This window comes from uncultured Phyllobacterium sp., assembly GCF_902479695.1.
In the GTDB taxonomy this organism is placed as follows: domain Bacteria; phylum Pseudomonadota; class Alphaproteobacteria; order Rhizobiales; family Rhizobiaceae; genus Phyllobacterium; species Phyllobacterium calauticae.
In genome coordinates this window covers 1-6,438 of the sequence record NZ_CABSQF010000086.1, presented here as the reverse complement: position 1 = coordinate 6,438, position 6,438 = coordinate 1, and the positions used below count along the sequence as shown (strand labels likewise).

At 57.0% G+C, this 6,438-nt stretch carries 8 protein-coding genes and 2 tRNA genes; 7 read left to right on the top strand and 3 right to left on the bottom strand.

All coding sequences use genetic code 11. From position 1 onward, the window contains the following. The coding region (gene purM, locus RDL77_RS24630) for a phosphoribosylformylglycinamidine cyclo-ligase (protein WP_374042794.1) at nucleotides 1-450 on the bottom strand (450 nt) is incomplete at its 3' end. Nucleotides 451-631: 181 nt separating this feature from the next. Here purM and RDL77_RS24625 point away from each other — a divergent pair. From RDL77_RS24625 to hdaA, 3 genes are read left to right on the top strand one after another with little or no spacing between them, the layout of a single operon-like run. Beyond that, a complete protein-coding gene (locus tag RDL77_RS24625; RefSeq protein ID WP_288195117.1) occupies nucleotides 632-1,210 on the top strand; it encodes a CDP-alcohol phosphatidyltransferase family protein in 579 nt (192 codons plus the stop codon). Beyond that, on the top strand, nucleotides 1,161-2,336 hold the full coding sequence (locus RDL77_RS24620; RefSeq protein WP_223611211.1) for an AI-2E family transporter: 1,176 nt from the start codon (nucleotides 1,161-1,163) through the stop codon (nucleotides 2,334-2,336). Before RDL77_RS24625 ends, RDL77_RS24620 begins: the two co-directional genes overlap by 50 nt. A 33-nt stretch (nucleotides 2,337-2,369) precedes the next feature. After that, the gene (gene hdaA / locus RDL77_RS24615) at nucleotides 2,370-3,056 is read left to right on the top strand and encodes a DnaA regulatory inactivator HdaA (protein WP_288195115.1); all 687 of its coding nucleotides are present in this window, start codon (nucleotides 2,370-2,372) and stop codon (nucleotides 3,054-3,056) included. Between the two features lie 45 nt (nucleotides 3,057-3,101). Here the strand turns inward: hdaA and RDL77_RS24610 are convergent, their stop codons facing one another. Next, on the bottom strand, nucleotides 3,102-3,497 hold the full coding sequence (locus RDL77_RS24610; RefSeq protein ID WP_223611209.1) for a hypothetical protein: 396 nt from the start codon (nucleotides 3,495-3,497) through the stop codon (nucleotides 3,102-3,104). A 631-nt stretch (nucleotides 3,498-4,128) separates the two neighbouring features. Between RDL77_RS24610 and RDL77_RS24605 the strand changes: the two genes are divergently transcribed. The 4 genes from RDL77_RS24605 to RDL77_RS24590 all read left to right on the top strand — a co-directional run bounded on the left by RDL77_RS24605 (nucleotide 4,129) and on the right by RDL77_RS24590 (nucleotide 6,002). Then, a complete protein-coding gene (locus RDL77_RS24605) occupies nucleotides 4,129-5,139 on the top strand; it encodes a hypothetical protein (RefSeq protein ID WP_288195113.1) in 1,011 nt (336 codons plus the stop codon). Nucleotides 5,140-5,395: 256 nt separating this feature from the next. Continuing rightward, nucleotides 5,396-5,472: transfer RNA gene (locus tag RDL77_RS24600), tRNA-Pro, on the top strand. 76 nt (nucleotides 5,473-5,548) lie between these two features. Next, nucleotides 5,549-5,854, top strand: coding sequence for an ETC complex I subunit (locus tag RDL77_RS24595; RefSeq protein WP_105735719.1), 306 nt, complete (start codon nucleotides 5,549-5,551; stop codon nucleotides 5,852-5,854). Between the two features lie 71 nt (nucleotides 5,855-5,925). Further along, nucleotides 5,926-6,002: transfer RNA gene (locus tag RDL77_RS24590), tRNA-Arg, on the top strand. 109 nt (nucleotides 6,003-6,111) lie between these two features. Here RDL77_RS24590 and RDL77_RS24585 read toward each other — a convergent pair. Further along, nucleotides 6,112-6,282: a hypothetical protein gene (locus RDL77_RS24585; RefSeq protein ID WP_223615674.1), complete on the bottom strand. Its 171-nt coding sequence runs from the start codon at nucleotides 6,280-6,282 to the stop codon at nucleotides 6,112-6,114. Nucleotides 6,283-6,438: the final 156 nt, after the last annotated feature.

Genomic DNA, 6,438 nt, shown 5'->3' with positions numbered 1-6,438 from the left:
GTACATGCCCGGCATTTCAGCGGTTTCACCGCCGACCAGTGCAGAACCGGCCCGCACGCAGCCGTCGGCGATGCCGCTGACAATGGCTGCGCCCTGATCCGGGTCGAGCTTGCCGGTGGCAAAATAGTCGAGGAAGAACAGCGGTTCGGCACCCTGAACCACCAGATCGTTGACGCACATGGCGACGAGATCGATGCCGACCGTGTCATGCACGCCCGCATCGATGGCGATCTTCAGCTTGGTGCCGACGCCGTCATTGGCGGCAACGAGGACCGGATCGGTAAAACCGGCCGCTTTCAGGTCGAACAGGCCGCCAAAGCCGCCAATCTCGCCATCGGCACCGGGACGGCGTGTCGAGCGCACGATCGGCTTGATCTTTTCGACAAGCAGATTGCCGGCATCGATATCGACGCCTGCCTGCGCATAGGTGAGGCCATTTTTGATCGTCATTGTCAGCTCCGGATTGTTGCTGGCGAAATGGCACGACTCCGCCGTCGCTGCAAGCTCTGAGTGCCGCAAGCCGGGTGAAAACACCAGATATCGACAGTTTGGCCGCCGGAAAGGGGTTGAGCAATGCCGCTGCTGCGTCCATCTAGAGCGTAACAACAGAAAATGCGAGGAAGCCGGCCGAGTGACAATTCCCAATTACATCACCATCTTCCGCTTCATCCTCGTGCCGTTCATCGTCATGGCGCTGCTGTCCGGTTCCGTCGGTGCGGCGCTTGTCGGTTTCGTCATCGCCGGCGTTTCCGATGGTGTCGATGGCTATATCGCCCGGCGCTACGACCAGCGTTCGGAGCTGGGCGCCTATCTCGATCCGATGGCCGACAAGCTGCTGCTGGTCACGCTGTTCGTCGTTCTCGGGTTCTTGAGCGAGCTGCCGGTCTGGCTGGTTGTCATCGTTGTTTCGCGTGACATCCTCATTATCAGTGCAGTGCTGCTGTCGACGGTGATGGCCAATCCGGTGGAAATGCGCCCGCTGTTCGTGTCCAAGGCGAACACGGCGCTGCAGATCGTGCTGGTGGCGTTTACGCTGGCTGATATGACCTTCCAATTTTCGTTCGGCGCGGGGCGGACGATTCTGGTATGGATGGTTGCACTCTTGACCGCAGCGTCCTCCACTGCCTATCTCGTGGCATGGACACAACACATGGCTGGCTATGAGCAAAACCGTAAGCAAGACGAAGACGACACCACCGGCCGAACGTGACATCCACGTGGATGTGCAGGTGAACACGCTGGCAACTGCCGTGCGGCGTCAGGCGTTTTTCTGGACCGGCGCCGTGGTGTTCCTGGCGCTGTTCCTCTACATTTTCTCGTCGATCCTGCTGCCCTTCGTGGCCGGGCTCGTGCTTGCCTACTTCCTCGATCCCGTCGCCGACCGGCTGGAGCGCCTGGGCATGTCGCGCCTTCTGGCAACCATCGTCATCCTGATCCTGTTCCTGGTGACCTTTGCGCTGCTGCTGATGATCCTCGTGCCGATCCTGGCATCGCAGATGACCGATTTCATCGCCCGCCTGCCGAGCTACGTCGCCCGGCTGCAGGAACTGATCGCCAACCGCGATTCCCAGTGGCTGAAGGATTTCATCGGCGTCGATGCGTCCGTCATCCGCAACAGCCTCGATTCCCTGCTGCAGCAGGGCGCCGGTTTCCTGTCCACCCTGCTGCAGTCGATCTGGAGCTCGGGCAAGACGCTCATCGATGTCGCGGCGCTGTTCGTCGTCACCCCCGTCGTGGCATTCTACATGCTGCTCGACTGGGACCGCATGGTGCAGAGCATCGACAACCTGACGCCGCGCGACCATGTGCAGACGGTGCGCGAAATCGCCCGTGATATGAATAAAGCCATTGCCGGCTTCGTGCGCGGGCAGGGCACGGTGTGCCTGCTGCTCGGCATGATCTATGCGGTGGGGTTGACGATCGTCGGGCTGAATTTCGGGCTGCTGATCGGGCTGTTTGCCGGCCTCATCAGTTTCATCCCCTATGTCGGTTCGCTGGTCGGGCTGGTGCTGGCGATCGGCGTGGCGCTGGTGCAGTTCTGGCCGGACTATTTCTATGTGGGTGCCGTGGCCGTGGTGTTCTTCATCGGCCAGTTCTTCGAGGGCAATATTCTCCAGCCGAAACTGGTGGGATCCTCCGTTGGGCTGCATCCGGTCTGGCTGATGTTCGCGCTGTTCGCCTTCGGTTCGCTCATGGGCTTTACCGGCATGCTGATCGCCGTGCCGACGGCTGCGGCCATGGGTGTTCTCGTGCGCTTTGTCATCGGCCGTTACCGGCAATCCCCGCTCTACACAGGCGATTACAGCAAAAGCGGGCGGTCCAAAGAAATCCGGTGACATCCGGGCGGCATTGACTGTATTTCACCTGACATGACCGATGCACCGCGACAACTGCCGCTCGATCTTGGCCATGCGCCGGGATATTCGCGCGACGACCTGATTGTCACCGCCTCCAACATGGCGGCGGTGGACATTGTCGACCGCTGGCCGGGCTGGATTTCTCCCGTGGTCATTCTGGCCGGGCCGACCGGGTCGGGCAAGACGCATCTGGCGGCGGTCTGGAAGGCCGAATCGGAGGCAACCGTCATCGATGCCGCGCATATCGGCAATGCCTCGGGCAGGACCGGTCCGTTCCTGATCGATGCCATCGGCGATGGTCCGATCGATGAAGCCGGGCTTTTCCATCTGATCAACAGCGTGCGCCAGAGCGGATCGAGCCTGCTGATGACGTCGCGCCGCTGGCCGGGCACCTGGCCGGTGCAGCTGCCTGACCTTGCCTCACGCCTGAAGGCGGCAACGACGGTCGAGATCGGCGAGCCGGATGACATGCTCCTGTCCGGGGTGATGTACAAGCTCTTTGCCGACCGGCAGATCGCTGTCGATCCCAATGTGATCAGCTTTCTGGTCAGCCATATCGAGCGGTCGCTGTCCACGGCCAGCCGCGTTGTCGAGCGCCTCGACCGCGCGGCACTGGAGAAGAAATCGAAAATCACCCGCGCGCTGGCCGCCAGCGTCGTCACGGCCCTCGACGAGGGGCAGGCGACCTTCGATCTTTAGAGCGCCCAGCCTTCCATGATCTGAATTGCTTTGACGCGGAAAGCGTCAATGGTTCTTGATGGCATTGAGAAAGATGGCGGCGATCTTGCTCAGATGGTGGTCGCCGTCTTCGTGATAGGCCTGCCGGCCGGCGGTGGAAATCGCGTTGAACAGCTGGTTGCCCTCGCTGTCGAGCGCAAGCGTATCCCTGACGATTTTGGCAATGTCGCCGCGTGGCTGGATTTTCCGGGCGAGATAATCGGCCAGCAGTTTCTGCTGCCGCGGGCGATCATCGGTGATGGCGCTGAAGATGCCCCAGACAAACCAGGTTTCACCGACCTGCATGTCGTCATCGCTGATCTGGTGCATCTGCTGCTCCCGCAGTTTCGCCTTCTGGGTATCGGCGATGCTTTGGGCCAGGTCGAATGCGGCCGAATCTGTGATCTCGATATGTGCTGACATGATGAAACTCCAACGGTTTGAAATATGCGCCGGCATGGAAATAAGGCTGGCGACGGGCGTTCCCTGCAAAACCAGTCCCGGGGGATTGAACCCGGATCAAGGACGTATCTTCAACGTGGCTCATCGGCCCGTCAAAGGAGGCTGGTGTGTTCGAGCAGCAGGGAGTGTTCCAAAGTCGGACGTTACAATCAAGCCATTTGTCGCCACTGGCCGTGGGGGCGGCCTTCGTCTGGTTTGCTGCATTGTGATCAAGATGGAGTTTGTCCAAACCGGGGTGCACTCCGGGAGTTGCGAAATGAGATTGGGGGTCGGGACGGGCAACGTTGATTGCTGTATGGCAGCATCAGCACGAGCAGCGCGGAGTAATGAATACTGAATTCTTCAATCGGGCGCAAAACATCGGGAATTCCGGCTGTGCTTTAATCATCAATAAATTGTGATTGCAGTTTGTATTGCGGTTAATATATCAGTTTTACTGGATGGGGATTCGGGGGAATCCATGAATGAAGATAATTCTTTCCCTGACGTAAGTTTTACTTACGTCGGAAACCACTGGTTTTATGGGAGATTGATCGATTCATGCTAGGCCTCTTTGTCCCCATGATTTGTTGTAACGGTATCATAGGGAACAATGAAAAATCATCTCCTTGTAGCTGGCACCGGGCGTGCTGGGACAAGCCTTCTCGTCAGATATCTTGATGCGCTAGGGCTGGAAACTCATATCACCAAAGCGGATGGTCAAACAGTATTGTTTGAAGATGCCAATGCGGGCTTGGAAGATCTTATTCTCCACGACGGTGAGAACCTGCCTTATGTTGTGAAATCTCCTTGGCTGTACCAATTTGCAGATGAGGTGCTTGAAAACAAAAGCATTAAACTTGATGGCGTCATAATTCCGATTCGTAATCTTGTGGAAGCGGCAAGCAGCAGGACCATTCTGGAACTGCAGAACCTCCACCGTACCCAAGAATGGATGGCCAACGAGAGTAAAACCTGGGACGCATGGGGGAGTGTACCTGGAGGTACCGTTTTTTCACTCAATCCTTTGGATCAAGCCCGGCTCCTCGCCGTGGGATTCCATCAGCTTTTGGACAAGCTGACGAATGCTGGGGTTCCAATTTATCTTTTGGCTTTTCCTCGCTTTACCCGAGATCCGGAATATCTCTTTTCAGTCCTTCGAGGGTGTTTGCCAGCATCAGTAAATTTCGACCAAGTGAAGCTGGTGAGCGAGAGCATTGTTGAGCCGGAAAAAGTTCGTGTCGGGTCGGAAATGGTGTCCCAGTCTTCGGTATCAGTTCCGGCGCAATCAGCCGATGAATATCCGTCACTGGAGCAATTGGATAATATTGCGCTGCGACGAGAGATCAGAAGGCTGAGACGTCTCGAAGTGGCGGCCAGACAGGATTTGGCGCAGGCGCACTCGGCAAAACAAACGCTGCAAGGCGAACTGGACAACCTTCAAACCGCTTTGGTCGAAAAAGAGCGCAACGCGCTGGAAGCGCAATCCGCTATGATATCGCGGTTAGCTGCAACCGTTGCCGTCCTTGAAGACAGCTTGAGTTCCATCCAATCGAGTACGTCATGGTCAATCACTCGGCCCCTTCGCAAAGCAGCAACCTTGGTGAAAAAGCTCGGACGTTGAGTGTAGGCCCGCACCCGTCCACGCCGACGGTGCAATCACGCCATTTGTCACCGAATCATATGCTTCAGCTCGTCTCTCGCAAATGGGGCTGTGGGGCAGGGAGGAACATCAACAGAACATTTCCGGCGCTTTTCCCGGGCTTTCGGTTCCATACCCTGCCGTGGCAAAGCTTTTGTTCCGTTTGCGGGCTTTTCTTTGATTTCGCTATTGCGTTCCGGAATCAAAAACTCTAGGGAAGCCAACGTTGAACATGATACGGAGCGTAGCGCAGCCTGGTAGCGCATCTGGTTTGGGACCAGAGGGTCGGGAGTTCGAATCTCTCCGCTCCGACCATTTCAACCGATGATGCTGCTGGTACTGAACCGAAGCCTGTACTATATCGGGATTTCAGACAAAGGGATTTCTTCTAATGGCAGCACGTATTTACCGCCCCGCAAAAACAGCCATGCAGTCCGGCAAGGCCAAGACCGAAAGCTGGATGCTGGAATTCGAGCCGGAACAGCCGCGCAAGGTTGAGCCGCTGATGGGCTATACGTCATCGCGCGACATGAAGAGCCAGATCCGCCTGTCCTTCGAAACGAAGGAAGAGGCAATCGCCTACGCACAGAAGAACGGCATTGCCTATTCGGTGCAGGAACCCAAGGAAACAAGACGGCGCGTTGTCTCCTATTCGGAAAACTTCCGCTTTGACCGCAAGCAGCCCTGGACGCACTGATCTTTGACGTTTGGCCTTGTTTGCAGTTTGTTCGGATTTCCCGGCGATACTGTGTTCGCCGGTGCAAAACTGGTCCCGTAGCTCAGCTGGATAGAGCACCGGCCTTCTAAGCCGACGGTCGCTGGTTCGAATCCAGCCGGGATCGCCACTTACCCAAGAAAACCAGTTCTGTTTCCCGGATAGCGAGACAATCCAGCCGTTGGTCTGCTGTGCAAACCAACAAGCTTTCATAGAGGCCGGTCGAAGCAGGAAAGGTCTTAGCCGCCGAGTTCGGCAACTTTCTTGCGAAGCTCTAATACTTCCTCCACCAGCGTACTGACAACGTCTTTGAGAAACGCCACCTTGTGCTCCGGATCGTCAACAGTGTTGATAAGTTCGAGAGCAGCGGGCAGAGAGTCAATCTCATCGGATCTGTTGTTGTCGCCCACGCTTCTTCTCCCAGGTTTTTGGAAGACAGAACAACATAGTCCAAATCGGGAAATCAAGGTGACAACGATGTCCCTGTCTGTGTGTCGCGCCCAGCGCCGAAGCCGCGTCGGCGGGTGACGTTGACATCTATCGTCTGTGTCCGCCACCGTTACCAC